Below are 15,438 nucleotides of genomic sequence, written 5' to 3' on the forward strand. Positions count from 1 at the left end.
TTATAACAATACTTGCTGTTTTGCTGATCAAACCTACATATTGTTAATCTTAAACTGATAATATATAAGCGACATGCAGAAACAAGGTGACAATTCAACAGATAAGATACAGATACACTGGGCAGATGTGATTGCATCAAAGGTTGATGACAACGTCCCGCACAGAATTGCAACAGGCATCACCCCGTCCGGGCCGATACACATAGGAAATATGCGTGAAGTTCTCACCGGAGATATAGTATATAAGGCAATGACTGAGAAGGGAATTGATGCTGAACTTATATACAATGCAGATGATTTTGACCCGCTAAGGAAGGTCTATCCTTTCCTCCCGGAAAGTTATGAACAATATATCGGAATGCCAATCTGCGACATACCATGCCCCTGCGGAAAGCATGAGAGTTATGCAGACCATTTCCTTGAACCATTCCTGAAATCACTCGAAGAACTTGACGTAAAACCAAAAGTCCTGAAATCAAGCGAATTATACAGAACCGGAAAATATACCGAAGAGATAAAGACCGTCCTTGAGAAGAGTTCCGAAATAAAAGAAATTCTTGAGCGCGTATCCGGCAGGACACTTCCGGACACATGGGTGCCGTTCTACCCCATATGCAAAGGATGCAGGAAAATAAGCAATGCAGAAATCCTTGAGCATATTCCGGAGAAAAACCTTGTTAAATATAAGTGCGAATGTGGGCACGAGGACTACTGCGACTACTCAAAAGGCGAGGGAAAACTTGTATGGCGTGTTGACTGGCCGATGAGATGGTCTGCCCTTGGAGTAACAGTTGAACCCTTCGGAAAGGACCACTCCGCATCCGGAGGCTCATATGACACCGGAAAAGAGATTGTTGAGAAGATATTTAACGGCAGTGCACCTTTCCCAATCCAGTATGAATGGATCAGCCTGAAAGGAAAGGGTGCAATGGCATCATCAACAGGTGTTGCAATATCAATAGAGTCAATGCTTGAGATAGTTCCGCCCGATGTGCTCAGGTACCTCATAGTCAGGACAAAACCTGAGAAAGCGATAAGCTTTGATCCCGGAATGGGACTGCTTACATTAATAGACGAATATGCAAGACTCTCCGAGAAGGGAGAAGGACGCGAATATGAACTCTCCGCAATATCAGACGTAGCAACCGACATCCCGTTCAAGCACCTTGTAACAGTAGTCCAGATCGCACAGGACGAGGATGCCATATTTGAAATACTGAAGAGAAGCGGGTATAATGTTGAAAACCGGGATGCTGTCCTGAAAAGAGCAGATAGGGCAAAGATCTGGGTTGACAAATATGCACCGGATATGGTCAGATTCACAGTCAGAAAAGAACTTCCCGATGAAGTACTATCATTCAGTGCAGCAGATATCGATGCACTGACCCTTCTTATCGATAAATATGCTTCACTTAAGGAATGGAAGGCCGAGTACCTTCACAATGCAATATACGATCTCGGCAATGAAACAGGTGCAAACCCGAAAGATATTTTCACTTCTATCTACATAGCAATTCTCGGACAGAAGAGAGGCCCGCGTGCCGGGTGGTTTATTGAGGCACTCGGGCAGGATTTCGTTATGAAAAGACTTATTGAAACGGTGAACGCAGGTGCTCAGTAAGGCCTGCCGGCAATGCCGCGAAGGCGCAAAGATGGTGCTCTTCGTAACCGGAGTGTGCACCAAGAGCTGCTGGTACTGCCCTATATCGGACGAGAGAAGAGGCAAAGACCGTGCCTATGCAAACGACAGGGTGATAATCCGTCCGGAAGATATAATCGAAGAGGCACGGATTATGTCGGCGCTCGGCACCGGAGTTACAGGTGGGGAAGCCCTTCTGGAGATGGACAGGGTTATGTCATTCTGCCGGTTGCTAAAACGTGAATTCGGGAAGGAACATCACATACACCTCTATACCGGAACTGCACCGGATGAAGAGTGCCTGAAAAACCTTCAGGGACTTGTCGATGAGATAAGAATGCACCCGCCGCAGGAAATGTGGGGAGACATTCTGGATACAGAATATATAACCTCTGCAAAAAAGGCAAAAGAACTGGGTTTTGAGGTCACCATTGAAGTGCCGTCACTTCCGGGGCTTGAAAATCTCATCCCCGCCCTGCCATATCTCGACTATATGAATATCAATGAACTTGAATGGTCTGAGACAAACGCAGAAGAGATGAGAAAAAAGGGTTACAGCCTTGAGGATGACTACCACAATGCAGTACCCGGAGCAGAGGCATGGGCAGAGGAGATATTAAAAAACCCTAAGGTTCACTGGTGCTCATCAACCTTCAAAGACTCAGTCCAGCTAAGAGAGCGCCTCAAAAGAATAGCAAATAATACAGCAAGGCCTTTTGAAGAGATAACAGATGACGGAACTGTTGTTTACGGAGTATGGTATCCGGAATGCGACATTCCAGAAGATCTTGAAGATGACCAGTATGAAAAATTCGATGACAGGATAGAGACTGCCTGGTGGATCTTAGCAGATTTTCCGGATGATTTCCCCGGCAGAAAAGAGATCATCGAGAGATACCCGAATAACGGAATGGTTGTAGAGGTTACACCGATATGAAGAGAGCAAAAGAATATCTGGAATCACTATATGAGAAATACCTGCTGAGGCAGTGCAGACATGTACCAAAACATATAGCCATAATTCAGGACGGAAACCGGAGATTTGCCAGAGAATCGGGTATTGAGGTTGCACTTGGGCACAGGCTCGGCGCGGAGAAGACTGAAACTGTCATGGACTGGGCGCATGACATCGGTGTCACACACATGACACTGTACTGCTTTTCAACCGAAAATTTCAGACGGACAAAGGATGAACTTGGTGAACTCTTCACCCTTTTTACCGAAAAAGCGATTGGGATTGTATCTGACGAGAGAGTACATAAAAATAAGATCAAATTTCAGATGGTCGGAGACAGGAACCTCCTCCCAAAAGACTTCCTTGAAAAGATAGAGAGAGTTGAGAGGATTACAAAAGACTATGACCACTTTACGATAAACCTCGCCATCGCATACGGTGGAAGAAACGAGATTGTACTTGCAGCAAAGTCAATCCTTCAGGAAACACGGAAAGGAACAATCTCACCGGAAGAAATCGACATACAAACAATTGAGGCGCATCTCTACAGGGAACAGAATATCCCGCCGGTAGATCTGATAATAAGAACAGGCAATGATAAAAGAACCTCAAATTTTCTGCCGTGGCTTGCAAACGGGAACGAATCAGCGGTATATTTCTGTGCGCCATACTGGCCGATGTTTCGAAAGATTGATCTGCTGAGAGGAATTCGAATGTATGACCAGAGAATTAAAAACGATCCTTCCTACTTCCCATAACGCCTTTTACGGGTCTGGTAATCCCTTAAGGCCCGCAGGAATTCTGTCTTCCGAAACTGCTTCCAGTTAACATCAGAGAAAAAAAGCTCAGAGTACACAGACTGCCATATAAGAAAATCAGTCAGGTGACTTCCGCCGGTTTTAATGACAAGATCCGGTTCATAATTGAAAGTCAGATATGACTCTATCATCTTCTCATCGACATCTGCCGGATTAATATTATCCTCTGCCATCTTTCTGACGCACCTGACAATCTCATCGCGTCCGCTCATACCTATAACAATATAGACATCCGCTCCCTCCCCTGATACTTCGGTGTTATCATCATAAGTGATGGTAACTTTCGCAAAAGAAGATATGTCACGGAGGTACGGAAGAAATATCTCAGGATTTCCGAGATTATCTGTATTTATGTGAAAAATGACATTTTTTATGCCGCATCTGATGCACCATCCGGCAACTTCCTGAATTTTCTCCGGGGCATCCGTCAAATCATAGCCGGTAAGCATAAAGCATAAAGAGTCAGGCAGGTACTTAAGTTCCCTCTCCAGTCTCCATTCATAATACCTGTGCACCAGCATATTTCAAGATGCCCCAAAGACATTCCAGTCGTTCGGATGTATGTCTGCAGTTGAAAAACCCGTAACCCCGGAGGGTATCCGTAAAGCTGTCACACAGAAATTCTGCATAACGGCCAGTCTCCCAACTACAAACTAACTTAATCTTTTTTCCTTCATAACATAAATATATACTAATTGAATCCGGAGAAATGATGACAATATGCTGATTTTTATAGGGCTTGGACTCTTTGACGAGAGAGATATATCAATAAAAGGGCTTGAAACAGTAAAAAGCGCGGACAGAGTCTTCCTTGAGGCATATACTTCACGCTTAATGGGGGCAGACACCGCAAGGCTTGAAGAATACTATGGAAAGGAGGTTAAAGTTCTCTACAGGGAAGATGTGGAGAATAATCCGGAAGATATTCTTATAGCCGCAGAGAACGGAACTGCGGCATTTCTTACCGCAGGTGACCCTATGGTATCAACGACTCATTCCGACCTGAGAATAAGGGCTGAGGAGAGGGGGATTGAAACCGGAATTATACACGGGGCATCAATACAGAGTGCAATATGCGGACTTTCCGGACTCCAGAACTACAGGTTCGGCAAGTCATGTTCAGTGCCCTATCCTGAGAAAGGGTGGTTTCCGCTTACACCCGCAGAGACAATCAGATCCAATATGGCACAGGGGCTTCACACACTGGTCTATCTGGATATTAAACCTGACAGATATATGACAGTCAATGAGGGAGTTGAGTTAATATCTGAGATGTGTAAGAGGAGAGAGGAAGAACCACCGGAACTGTTTGTAGGGATCGCAAGGGCGGGATCAGACAGACCTGTTGTAAGAGCAGGGAGAGGGCCTGATCTTATCGCTTATGACTTTGGCGGACCGCTTCAGATATTAATTGTCCCGGCAGAACTGCATATGATGGAAGAAGAGTACCTCAGAGTTTTTGCCGGTCTGTAAAATATGAATCCTGACAGTCTGGGAAATTTCCTTGAAGAGAAAATAATCAGCAGCCGCGTGGCCGCTGTAAAAGGCTCATATGCTGAAAGGACTGCCCTTGAATGTAAAAATATGGCAGAATCATACCTTTGTGATGGCAGGACTTTCTCCCGTTCCGGCGATGATGTCAATGCAGCTGCATCGTTTACATACGCCCTGGGCTGGCTTGATGCAGGGAGATTTATCGGATTTATTGAGGTGGATGAGAAATATTTCAATGAATCAGGAGATGAAATCTTTATCACTCCGGGGCTTGATGAACACCTCAATGAGAAGACGGGCCGATATGAGCGGATGCTCACCTCTGCACTTGATTCTGTCAAATCCGGCCCTGACGCTGAAAGTCCAATGTATAAGGCCTCAGAAGAGATAATCAGGAAAGCAGAATATCATCTTAATTCCGGGGAAGGATTTCTGAACCGGAACATGACTGTCAATGCGCTTGCAGAGTACAGTTACGGATATGGATGGCTGGACTGCGGTGTCCGGGCAGGAATTATAATAATTTTAAAAAACAGAGGACTTTTTACCGTATAAGAACCTGAAATGGTTTATATATTGTACGCCTAAGTTTTTTAGAGATTTCAGGATTTATTAATATGGATAAAAGTCAGGTAAAATGGCTGGCCATCTCAGTGACCTTCAGTGTCATTGTACTGGCCATTGTCCTTTATTTTACAATTGATGAAAATACAATTACCTATCTCCAGGAGTTGCAGCCGCAATACCTTGTAGCGGCGATACTGCTCCATGTATTATCAATGGGATTCTGGGCAGCAAGAATAAAGCTGATGTCCAGATCTCTTGGATACAGGGTCCCATTTTTGCACTGCCTCAATATGGTCTTTGCAAATCTTTTAATTGCTGCTGTAACACCTTCACAGGCAGGCGGAGAGCCGGTCAGGATACATGAGCTTTACAGGGCAGATGTCCCGCTTGGTGATGCAACTGCGATTGTTATACTGGAGAGAGTCTTAGACGGAATTCTGCTTGGAATTATTGGAGGTGTGGCCGTTCTGCTCCTCTGGCTTGGCAGTGAGAAACTTGGCCTTGCAATCACTCTGCCGCTTGCATTCATGTGGATTTTGATTATGGGATTTGTAATTCTCTTTGCATATTCTGTAAAAAAGCCTGATTTCCTGAAAAATCTTGTTAAAAAGATATCAGGATTCCTGACAAAGAGATGGCATGCAGAAAAAGTTGAAAAGCTGATGAATGATATTGATTCAGAGGTTGACAATTTCCACGGAGCACTTAAGAAATATATCGGTCATTCAAAGATAGGGCTGTTATACGGAGGAATTTTTACTGTATTATACTGGTTCAATGAATTCTTTATTGCATCACTTATACTGATGGGACTTGGGCAGAGTCCTCATATCGTAGAATCGTTTGTTGCACAGATAATAATTGCAATTATTATGATGATACCACTCACACCCGGAAGTTCAGGTATTGCAGAACTGTCGGCGACATCACTGTACAGTCTCTTTATCCCGTCATCAATTGTCGGAATTTTTGTTGTTCTCTGGAGACTCATCCTCTATTACATGAATATCTTTATGGGTGTATTTGCAACGGTGATTATCGTCAAAAGAGAAGTGGTAAGAAAAGCAATAAAAAACAGAATTTCAAAAAACAGGGATTGAAATTATCCCAGGAATTTCCTTTTTTCAGCAGCTCTCAGAATTCCGGATTCAAGGTCTTCCATTCTGTTCTCAGCCAGACTGCCTATAATTCCGGATGTGATACCCATATGACTTTCATCGGCATCAAAATCCCCTAAAATTTCCTTTGCAAAATGAAGGTCTTCTTCCGGGAGATAGGGAGATTTGGGATTGACAAACATTAGAGCATCCCTGAGATCATTCTCAAAATTGAGATATACTTCAGTCAGGTATTCAAAGTCCTTCTCCGATAATGCCGAGATACCCAGTATTTCCGGAGGAACTCCGATAGAATAACAGGCCGCAGTGAAAGTGATTGCCCTTGGCAGATTAAGTCCTTCATGGTTGCGTGAATAACCAAAAAGACCAATATGCAGCTTTCTTAGCCTTCTTTTAGGGACATACCCCGCCACTCTGTTGATCACAGGCGCAAGTTCAGTCAGGCGGCTATGATAGGCCGAAGAACACTTCTCAAACAGTTCAAGGCATTTTTCTGAATCTACAGTCTGAGAAACGCCGGTATCTCTCTCCTCAAGCTTTTTTATACCGTCACAGACGATGTCCACCGGAAAGTCGTACTTAAAGGCGGACTGGATTGTAAATGTATGAACACCCGGATATTCACGTACAAAACTCTCCACATTATCCGGCCTTAGATTACCCCTGAAAGGCGCTGAACCGACTCCGAGTATGGGATATATCGGAATTCCGGATTTATCAGATAATTCCCTCATATTCATAAGGGCAATTTTGTTAAGAATTACTGCACCGACATTGCCGTAATTTATGGCAGGGTCAGATCGGGCTAAGAATACACGCTGATAGTCAAGATTTTTATCCTCTATGTACCTTCCAACGATATCTCCGGAGTTAAGCATCCCGTCTCTGTCTTCAAAGAGAGGGATAACGTTTATCTTTTCAGGCTTAAATTCACCAATCCAGTCGGATATTGTTATGTCTCTTCCGCCAAGCCGCCCGTGCTGTTTACCGATAACATAGTCGCAGTAGTACTGATAGATGTTATCCACCGAGGCATATGAGGTTGTCATCGGAAGTATAACCTCAAATATCGGCGCAGTCTCATTTCCGTAAAAGAGTTTTGCCAGGTCAAAGGAGCGCGGAATGCTCTCAAGGGTTTCAAGAAGAATTTTTGCCTCGGCCCTCTCAACTTCCGGGTTAGGCAGCCTCAGTGTCAGAAAGAGGTCTTTTCCGATCTGTTTTTCTGAGAAGTAGGATTTATAGCGCGAAAGAAGTTTTTTTATGACAAAATTATCAACCTCTTTGCCTTCGCAGTCCCACATCTGTTCACTGCACTTAAGATGAGAGTAAGCATAATATGCCTCAAGAACTTCTTCTTCCCCGCCCAGAAGAGAATTCCGTGAAAAAAACGGCATATTTACATTGTCCGGATGCTGTGTGCTCATCGTCTTTGGCACTCTGATGTTACAATGACCTTTCATCATTTTAAAAAATCACAGTAAATATATGTGGTCAACCACTTTGAAATGTGTGGTTGACAAATGATGAAAATATACCGGACACACGAATATACCGGACACACGAAAAAAATAATCAGTTCATTTCAGCCCCGATTCAGAGATTTCAGAAAACAGTTAATTTAGCTAATTTAATCCGGAAAAATCACTGCATAAACGAAAAGAAGAAAAAAAGCAGATGTCAGACAAACAAATGACAGTTCATTATATTCTGTAACCGCCATCCGGCACTTTAATCTCAAAGCGTGCACCATTCCCTTCAGTGCCGGTCTCAGATATGGAGATTCCGGTAATATCCAGAATTTCTCTCACCAGAAAAAGACCCAGTCCGGTATTTGAACCCACACCATGCTCAAAAATCTTCTCTTTCATCCCGTCAGCAATTCCGGAACCATCATCCTCAACTACAACAACAACACAGCCTTCCCTTTCATGAAATGATACTCTGATCAGGGTAACATTCCCTCCATGCCAGAAAGCATTCTCAAAAAGATTGTAAAACACCTTTTCAAGCATAGGATCTGCATAAATTACCAGACCTTTGGTCTCATATTCCACCTTCATACAGGTACCGGGCATAAGAAGAATAACCGACTTAATAAGAGAGTCAACATTCTGCCATGCCGGAACATAAATACCAAGATCCTGATAATCACTGGTGAATCTGATCTTCTTCTCAATCACTCCGGTTGCTTTTATCATTGGCTCAAGATATTCCCTGATCTCTTCTTCATCAAGTTCACGTTTCAGCAGTTCCTGATATGCACATATACCGGAGATCTGATTAATGATATCATGACGTGTAACTGAAGAGAGAAGGTTCAGCTTTTTATTCAGTGTCTTCAGGGCCTCTTCGGTCTGTTTACGGTAGTTGACATCAACATGCGTCCCGACTGCCCTGTGAGGTATTCCATCATCATCCACCTCATATGACTTGCCCCTGCCTGAGATCCACATCCAGCTTCCTCCCTTTGTCCGGAGACGAAAATCCTCCCTGTATGGTCTTGCTTCCCGGACATATCCATAAATCCTTGGCACAACCAATTCACGATCTTCCGGGTGCATCAGTTCAACCCATGTTGAGAGCGACATCGGCAGTTCTCCCGGTTCATAACCAAGCATTCTGTAATAACGCGGACTGAAATAAATCTCGTCTGTATCAAGATTCCAGTCCCATAACCCGTGTTCACTGGCATCCACAGCCAGTTCGAGGCGGTTCCGGATTAAATCCAGTTCTTCTTCTGCAATCTTTCTGGCAGTAATATCGACCATGGTTGTCAGAAGACACGGGGTTTCTCCTAAGGTGAGACTATCAGCAGAGAAGATCCCATACATAACCTCACCATTCTTTTTGCGTACCGGAATTTCAAGATCTATGATCTTTCCGGCCTTTTCAAGTAAACTAAGAGCATTCAGCCGGTCTTCAGGATTAACGAAGAGATTCAGTTCAGTTGCAGTTTTTCCGATTACCTCACTTCGCTGATATCCGGTCTTCCGGATGAAGGCATCATTGACATCCATATATCGGCCATCTTCTTTTGTAGAGACCGCCATAATGGCCGCACTGGAATTAAAAACTGCTGAAAATATATCCTCAGATAATATCATCTGCTGCATCTCCCTGCCGGGGTCCGGGCATTCTGCCTGTTGATCAGCAACTTAATCAGATCTCCGGTAAAAAAAACTCATCAGAATCCTCTTCTGTGAAAGATGCCGTATCCACAATAAATCCTCCGGTCGGTTCCGGATATAATTCTGCTGATTCAGAAATTATTTCTTCACCATTAAAATATAACAGATAAATCTGACTATAATTATCAGCCATAACACATCCCCAATTGTACACTATAATAAAGATCGTATCAGAAATTAAATACAATGGATATTTTGTTAAATAAAATGATACAATCGTCCACAAAAAAAAGAGATCTAAGACCAAAAAACTAATAGAATTGTCAGATAGTATTAATTAACGTAGTAACTTTTCAGAATAGACACAATTACTCACTGAGCAATTGCAGCGTTTGGTGGTTCCCGGGAACTCTCGTATCTCAGTACAGCACCAAAACGTGGGCGGGCTTAACTGCCGGGTTCGAGATGAGTCCGGGTGTTGCCCCGCCGCTATGGCCGCAATCGCAGACCGGACACTGGGTCACGAACCCAAATGTAATCTGCAATTATCCGGCATATTGGCATTCACACAACGATTTCGTCTGGATTTTAACGGTTAAAGTGTTTTCCGTTGCCGAATTATCGGACTTTAGTGCCTGTGGACTGAACACGTCGTTGCCTTCGTGCGTACATCCCAGGTCTATCAAACGGGTCTTCTACCCGCGTCCTGTGACGGAGTCTCTTTTCAGGTCAGGTTTCAAGCTTAGATGCTTTCAGCTTTTACCCCTTATCGCGTAGCCACCCGGCATTGCCCTGTCGGACAACCGGTCTACCAGTGGCGACGACGGAAAGTTCCTCTCGTACTATTTCCATCTTACCTTCAGACTCCCGACACCCCATATAGATAGTAACCGACCTGTCTCACGACGGTCTAAACCCAGCTCACGATCCCCATTAATAGGCGAACAACCTCACCCTTGGCTGCTGCTGCACAGCCAGGATGGAAAGAACCGACATCGAGGTAGCAAGCCGCCGGGTCGATATGTGCTCTTGCCGGCGACGACTCTGTTATCCCCGGGGTAGCTTTTCTGTCGTCAATAGCACTCATCAAAAGCGCGTATTGGTTCGTTAGACCCGAGTTTCCTCTCGCAGATACTTGCTATTCGTATCAGCGTCAGGCCAACTTTTGCTCTTGACACTCTTCTGTGAGTTTCTGACTCACATGAGTTGACCTTGGGGCACCCTTGATACCTTTTCGAGGGTGTGGCGCCCCACCCAAACTGCCTACCTACCGATGTCCTCGTATACGAGTTAGTGTTACAGTAAACCAAGGATGGTGTCTCAGATTGCGACTAGCCTGCCCCCACGAGGGCAGGATCAACATCTCCCATCTACTCTGCGCAAGGAATACCGTAACACAACGACAGGCTGCAGTAAAGCTCCACGGGGTCTTCACTTCCCATATGGGGTCCCTAGCCTCTGCACTAGGATAAAATGTTCAACGGACTTGTGTTTGGGACAGTAGGACTCTCGTTAATCCATTCATGCAAGTCGCCAATTAAGCGACAAGGTACTACGCTACCTTAAGAGGGTCATAGTTACCCCCGCCGTTTACGGGTCCTTCGTCCGGTTGTACCCGGTTTTCAGATGCCCGCACTGGGCAGGAATCACAGACTATACTAGTCGTTTCCGAGTTGCAGTCTGCTATGTTGTTATTAGACAGTCGGAGTCCCCGAGTCACTGCGACCTGCTTGATCTCCAAGCAGGCACTCCTTATTCCAAAGTTACGGAGCTATTTTGCCGAGTTCCCTAAACACAATTAAACCGATACGCCTTGGCCTTCTCAGCCAGGGGCACCTGTGTCAGATCTCGGTACGGTCATCTGGCCCCCTTTTCACGGGCTCCAGGAATTTGCTGTATTACTTCATCACGCTTTCGCTCAATTCTCACCATTGCGGTTCTCCAGGAGCTTATACGATTAAACAGGGCGACGGCCCTGCACAGCATATCCCGAAGCGTCAGGATTATTGGCCGATGGTACAGGAATATTAACCTGTTTCCCTTTCGACGTACTCGAGTTACGATACACCTTAGGACCGACTAACCCTCGACTGACGAACATTGTCGAGGAAACCTAGCCCCTCCGGCGGATGGGATTCTCACCCATCTAATGCTTCTACTAATGCCAGAATTCTCATTTCTGCACGGTCCACAGGAGCTTACACCCCTGCTTCTGCCCATGCAGAACGCCTCTCTACGCCATCATATTGTAAATATGGTCCGTGGTATCTGTGGTAGGTTTGAGCCCCGTCCATTTTCTGCGCCCCAAACCTAGACTGGTAAGCTGTTACGCACTTTTTAAAGGATAGCTGCTTCTAAGCTCACCTTCCAGTTGTTTTTGGCCTGGGACCTCATTTAGTGTTTACACTTAACCTACACTCAGGGACATTAACCACGGGCTGGGTTGTCTCCCTTACGCACTACAAGCTTACCCCGCAGTGCGGACTTCCGGACTTCTTTGACGACGGGGAATTCGGAGTTTGACAGCAGGGTAAGGAATTTCTTCCCCAACTCCCACAATCAGTGCTCTACCTCACCGTCTGTCTCCATCCAGGTCATGCTACGGCATGTTTCGAGAGGAACCAGCGGATGCCTAGTTCGATTGGCCTTTCACCCCTATACGCAGGTCACACGAATGATTTGCATATCAATACCGCTTCGGCCCTCCACGCAACTTTCGTCACGCTTCAGCCTGCCCACGCATAGATCACTAGGCTTCGGGTCTTATCCTGCCGACTTCACGCACTTTTAATACGTCGTCCCATGTGCATAAGCACTACGAACCTGTCGCTTTCGCTTCGGCTTCCCGCAGGGTTAACCTCGCCGACAGAATAAACTCTCTGGCCCGTTCTTCAAAACGTAAGTTATGACGCTGGCAATACCGCCCATACTACAGCCTCGCAGCTGATTCTTTCGCGGTAAAGATCCTTTAACGCCATAACACACCATCGCCTGCCAGTTTCAGGCACTTTTAACCACCTTTCAAGGGTTACTTTTCAGCTTTCGCTCACGCTACTATTGCGCTATCGGTTTCGAGGAGTATTTAGTTTTGGAGGTTGATGACCCCCGGATTCACGCGAGAATTCCAACCCGCGCTACTCAGGACACCACATATATGTGAGATACTTACGTGTAGGGGACTGTCACCCTCTTTGGTTTGACTTTTCAGAACAAATTCCACTTCATATCGCACAAAAACAGTGGGCCTATCAACACCACATCTCCCATTGCCGGGATTCAGTTTGAACTATGTCGTTTTCGATCGCCTTTACTAACGACATCTCGTTTGATTTCTCTTCCTCCCCCTACTGAGATGTTTCAATTCGGGGGGTTACCGATCGTTACCGATCGTGACTTAATGTCACAGGATGTCCCATTAGGGTATCTCCGGATCATAGAATCCATGCGTCTTCCCGGAGCTTATCGCAGCTTGGCACGCCCTTCGTCGGCACTCGAACCGAGCCATTCACTGACAGGCAGAACGTAATTCAGCATTTTATCGGTTTAACCGTTAAAATCCATTTAACGTCGTTGTGTGAATACCTATACACGGCCTCAAAAAGTCCTTACTGACTCTCGGCCCTTCCCCGTCGATTCACATCAACGGGTGCATTAAAAAGCCGTTCCGAAAAACGGCTATGGACCCAGGGGGATTTGAACCCCCGGCCTCGGCGTTGCAAACGCCGCGCTCTTCCAGCTGAGCTATGAGCCCTCTGCTTTGTTCATGTCGACACTGACAATTTTACAGTTTGTTTAATAACCGCTAATTACCCCTACGATATTTCGTTAGGAGGTGATCCAGCCGCAGATTCCCCTACGGCTACCTTGTTACGACTTAACCCCCCTTGCGAAACCTAGATTCGACTGCGGCAATTAACCACAGCCTCATCCAAACCTCACTCGGGTGGTTTGACGGGCGGTGTGTGCAAGGAGCAGGGACGTATTCACCGCGCTATGTTGAAACGCGATTACTACGGATTCCAGCTTCATGTGGGCGAGTTGCAGCCCACAATCCGAACTTGGGACAGGTTTAGGGGATTGACTACACTTCTCAGTGCCGTTACCCATTGTCCTGACCATTGTAGCCCGCGTGTAGCCCGGATAATTCGGGGCATGCTGACCTACCGTTGCCCATTCCTTCCTCCTCTTTAGCAGAGGCGGTCCCAACAGTGTCCCCATCATTCCGGAGAACATGCTGGCAACTGTTGGCGTGGGTCTCGCTCGTTGCCTGACTAAACAGGATGCTTCACAGTACGAACTGACGACGGCCATGCACCTCCTCTCAGCTGGTCAAACAAAGTCTTCAGCCTGGTTATCATTCCGCTGTCTTATCCGGTGAGATTTCCGGCGTTGAGTCCAATTAAACCGCAGGCTCCACCCGTTGTGGTGCTCCCCCGCCAATTCCTTTAAGTTTCAGCCTTGCGACCGTACTTCCCAGGCGGTACGTTTCACGGTTTCCCTTCGGCACCCCAGTGACTCGTGGTCACCGGCACACCTAACGCACATCGTTTACGGCTGGGACTACCCGGGTATCTAATCCGGTTCGCTCCCCCAGCTTTCGTTCCTCACTGTCGAAGCCGTCCTGGTGAGATGCCTTCGCCATCGGTGGTCCCCCGGGGATTACAGGATTTCACTCCTACCCCCGGAGTACCTCTCACCTCTTCCGGTTCCTAGAACAACAGTTTCTCTTAAACGCCTGCAGGTTAAGCCTGCAGATTTCCCAAGAGACTTATTATTCAAGCTACGAACGCTTTAAGCCCAATAAAAGTGGCCACCACTCGAGCCGCCGGTATTACCGCGGCGGCTGGCACCGGTCTTGCCCGGCCCTTTCTTCGGATGCGTTTTAAACATCCGGACAGCCCGCATATACGGGCACTCGGGGTTCCCTTATCACAGTTTCCTGCATTGTAAAGTTTTCGCGCCTGCTGCGCCCCGTAGGGCCTGGAATCGTGTCTCAGATTCCATCTCCGGGCTCTTGCTCCCACAACCCGTACCGATTACAGGCTTGTTGGGCCACTACCCCAACAACAACCTAATCGGCCGCAGATCCATCCTAAGGCGCCGGAACTTTCGGTTAAAGAACATTCCAGTACCTTTAACCTATGGAGTATTATCCCCAGTTTCCCGGGGTTATCCTCCACCTTAGGGCAGGTTATCCACGTGTTACTGAGCAGTCCGCCGAGGGTCTTAACCCTCTCAACTCGCATGGCTTAATCGAACCCCGATAGCAGTGACCTCTGGCAGGATCAACCAGAATTAATTGTTTGAAGTACTTACACTTCGGCACACTATCGATATTTTCACTAGTTTATCTAAAAGGAATTAGCGGTTATTAAACAAATTTCCGCATTGTCAGTGCCAACGTCAGAACCGACACCCCCATCCGGGTGCTTTCGGTTCTCCATCTAAGAATCGAGGTAACAATGTTAGGTTTATTGTTATATAAACACATTGTTTTGCGATTTCTTTGAAAAGCAGAGGAACGCATAATTCAGCGAATCCACTTTTTGCTTTGCAGTCACCTGTAAAAGAACTTACAGGCTTTCCCGAATCCACAGTTGCAGCCGCCCTGAGGCGTCTGTCACCGGAATACTTCGGCCTTACAATGTTGTATGCCGCCACATATAAACCCTTGCAGGAAATTAAGAAAATGAACAGACAAACAGGATCACCCACCGGA

At 46.1% G+C, this 15,438-nt stretch carries 9 protein-coding genes, 1 tRNA gene and 3 rRNA genes; 6 read left to right on the forward strand and 7 right to left on the reverse strand.

Annotated features, from left to right (window positions below; genetic code table 11):
- Positions 1-73: 73 nt before the first annotated feature.
- Genes lysS through uppS form a run of 3 tightly spaced genes read left to right on the forward strand, consistent with a single transcriptional unit; the run spans position 74 to position 3,352 of the window.
- Positions 74-1,621, forward strand: a complete 1,548-nt coding sequence (lysS, locus tag METLIM_RS03555; protein WP_004076551.1) for a lysine--tRNA ligase — start codon at positions 74-76, stop codon at positions 1,619-1,621.
- Positions 1,611-2,576 carry a radical SAM protein gene (locus tag METLIM_RS03560; RefSeq protein ID WP_004076552.1) on the forward strand — a complete coding sequence of 322 codons (966 nt, stop codon included), beginning with the start codon at positions 1,611-1,613 and terminating at the stop codon, positions 2,574-2,576. Before lysS ends, METLIM_RS03560 begins: the two co-directional genes overlap by 11 nt.
- Positions 2,573-3,352 (forward strand): polyprenyl diphosphate synthase, encoded by a 780-nt coding sequence (gene uppS / locus METLIM_RS03565; protein ID WP_004076553.1) that lies wholly within the window; start codon positions 2,573-2,575, stop codon positions 3,350-3,352. The genes METLIM_RS03560 and uppS overlap by 4 nt, the downstream gene beginning before the upstream one ends.
- Here the strand turns inward: uppS and METLIM_RS03570 are convergent.
- Positions 3,340-3,933: an undecaprenyl diphosphate synthase family protein gene (locus METLIM_RS03570; RefSeq protein WP_004076554.1), complete on the reverse strand. Its 594-nt coding sequence runs from the start codon at positions 3,931-3,933 to the stop codon at positions 3,340-3,342. The two genes, uppS and METLIM_RS03570, sit on opposite strands and share 13 nt — an antisense overlap.
- A gap of 199 nt (positions 3,934-4,132) precedes the next feature.
- On the opposite strand from METLIM_RS03570, the gene dph5 reads away from it, so the two are divergent.
- The 3 genes from dph5 to METLIM_RS03585 all read left to right on the forward strand — a co-directional run bounded on the left by dph5 (position 4,133) and on the right by METLIM_RS03585 (position 6,573).
- On the forward strand, positions 4,133-4,885 hold the full coding sequence (gene dph5, locus METLIM_RS03575; protein WP_004076555.1) for a diphthine synthase: 753 nt from the start codon (positions 4,133-4,135) through the stop codon (positions 4,883-4,885).
- A gap of 3 nt (positions 4,886-4,888) precedes the next feature.
- The gene (locus METLIM_RS16875; protein ID WP_004076556.1) at positions 4,889-5,461 is read left to right on the forward strand and encodes a DUF357 domain-containing protein; all 573 of its coding nucleotides are present in this window, start codon (positions 4,889-4,891) and stop codon (positions 5,459-5,461) included.
- 62 nt (positions 5,462-5,523) lie between these two features.
- On the forward strand, positions 5,524-6,573 hold the full coding sequence (locus METLIM_RS03585; protein WP_004076557.1) for a lysylphosphatidylglycerol synthase transmembrane domain-containing protein: 1,050 nt from the start codon (positions 5,524-5,526) through the stop codon (positions 6,571-6,573).
- 2 nt (positions 6,574-6,575) lie between these two features.
- Here the strand turns inward: METLIM_RS03585 and ppcA are convergent, their stop codons facing one another.
- From ppcA to METLIM_RS03615, 6 genes are all read right to left on the reverse strand, one after another.
- On the reverse strand, positions 6,576-8,054 hold the full coding sequence (ppcA, locus tag METLIM_RS03590; protein ID WP_004076558.1) for a phosphoenolpyruvate carboxylase: 1,479 nt from the start codon (positions 8,052-8,054) through the stop codon (positions 6,576-6,578).
- A gap of 237 nt (positions 8,055-8,291) precedes the next feature.
- Positions 8,292-9,695 (reverse strand): PAS domain S-box protein, encoded by a 1,404-nt coding sequence (locus METLIM_RS15385; RefSeq protein WP_004076559.1) that lies wholly within the window; start codon positions 9,693-9,695, stop codon positions 8,292-8,294.
- A 404-nt stretch (positions 9,696-10,099) separates the two neighbouring features.
- Positions 10,100-10,222: ribosomal RNA gene (gene rrf, locus METLIM_RS03600) — 5S ribosomal RNA — on the reverse strand.
- Between the two features lie 106 nt (positions 10,223-10,328).
- Positions 10,329-13,254, reverse strand: a 23S ribosomal RNA gene (locus METLIM_RS03605).
- Between the two features lie 143 nt (positions 13,255-13,397).
- A tRNA-Ala gene (locus tag METLIM_RS03610) sits at positions 13,398-13,470 on the reverse strand.
- A 76-nt stretch (positions 13,471-13,546) separates the two neighbouring features.
- Positions 13,547-15,015 (reverse strand): 16S ribosomal RNA (locus tag METLIM_RS03615).
- Together the 16S, 23S and 5S rRNA genes with 1 tRNA gene alongside form the textbook arrangement of a ribosomal RNA operon.
- Positions 15,016-15,438: the final 423 nt, after the last annotated feature.

This window comes from Methanoplanus limicola DSM 2279, from assembly GCF_000243255.1.
Taxonomy (GTDB): Archaea; Halobacteriota; Methanomicrobia; order Methanomicrobiales; family Methanomicrobiaceae; genus Methanoplanus; species Methanoplanus limicola.

What these genes read in the sequence shown, in the direction of transcription:
- lysS (WP_004076551.1), top strand. Translation starts at nt 74, where the DNA reads ATGCAGAAACAAGGTGACAATTCAACAGATAAGATACAGATACACTGG.
- uppS (WP_004076553.1), top strand. Translation starts at nt 2,573, where the DNA reads ATGAAGAGAGCAAAAGAATATCTGGAATCACTATATGAGAAATACCTG.
- METLIM_RS03570 (WP_004076554.1), bottom strand. Translation starts at nt 3,933, where the DNA reads ATGCTGGTGCACAGGTATTATGAATGGAGACTGGAGAGGGAACTTAAG.
- dph5 (WP_004076555.1), top strand. Translation starts at nt 4,133, where the DNA reads ATGCTGATTTTTATAGGGCTTGGACTCTTTGACGAGAGAGATATATCA.
- METLIM_RS16875 (WP_004076556.1), top strand. Translation starts at nt 4,889, where the DNA reads ATGAATCCTGACAGTCTGGGAAATTTCCTTGAAGAGAAAATAATCAGC.
- METLIM_RS03585 (WP_004076557.1), top strand. Translation starts at nt 5,524, where the DNA reads ATGGATAAAAGTCAGGTAAAATGGCTGGCCATCTCAGTGACCTTCAGT.
- ppcA (WP_004076558.1), bottom strand. Translation starts at nt 8,054, where the DNA reads ATGATGAAAGGTCATTGTAACATCAGAGTGCCAAAGACGATGAGCACA.
- METLIM_RS15385 (WP_004076559.1), bottom strand. Translation starts at nt 9,695, where the DNA reads ATGATATTATCTGAGGATATATTTTCAGCAGTTTTTAATTCCAGTGCG.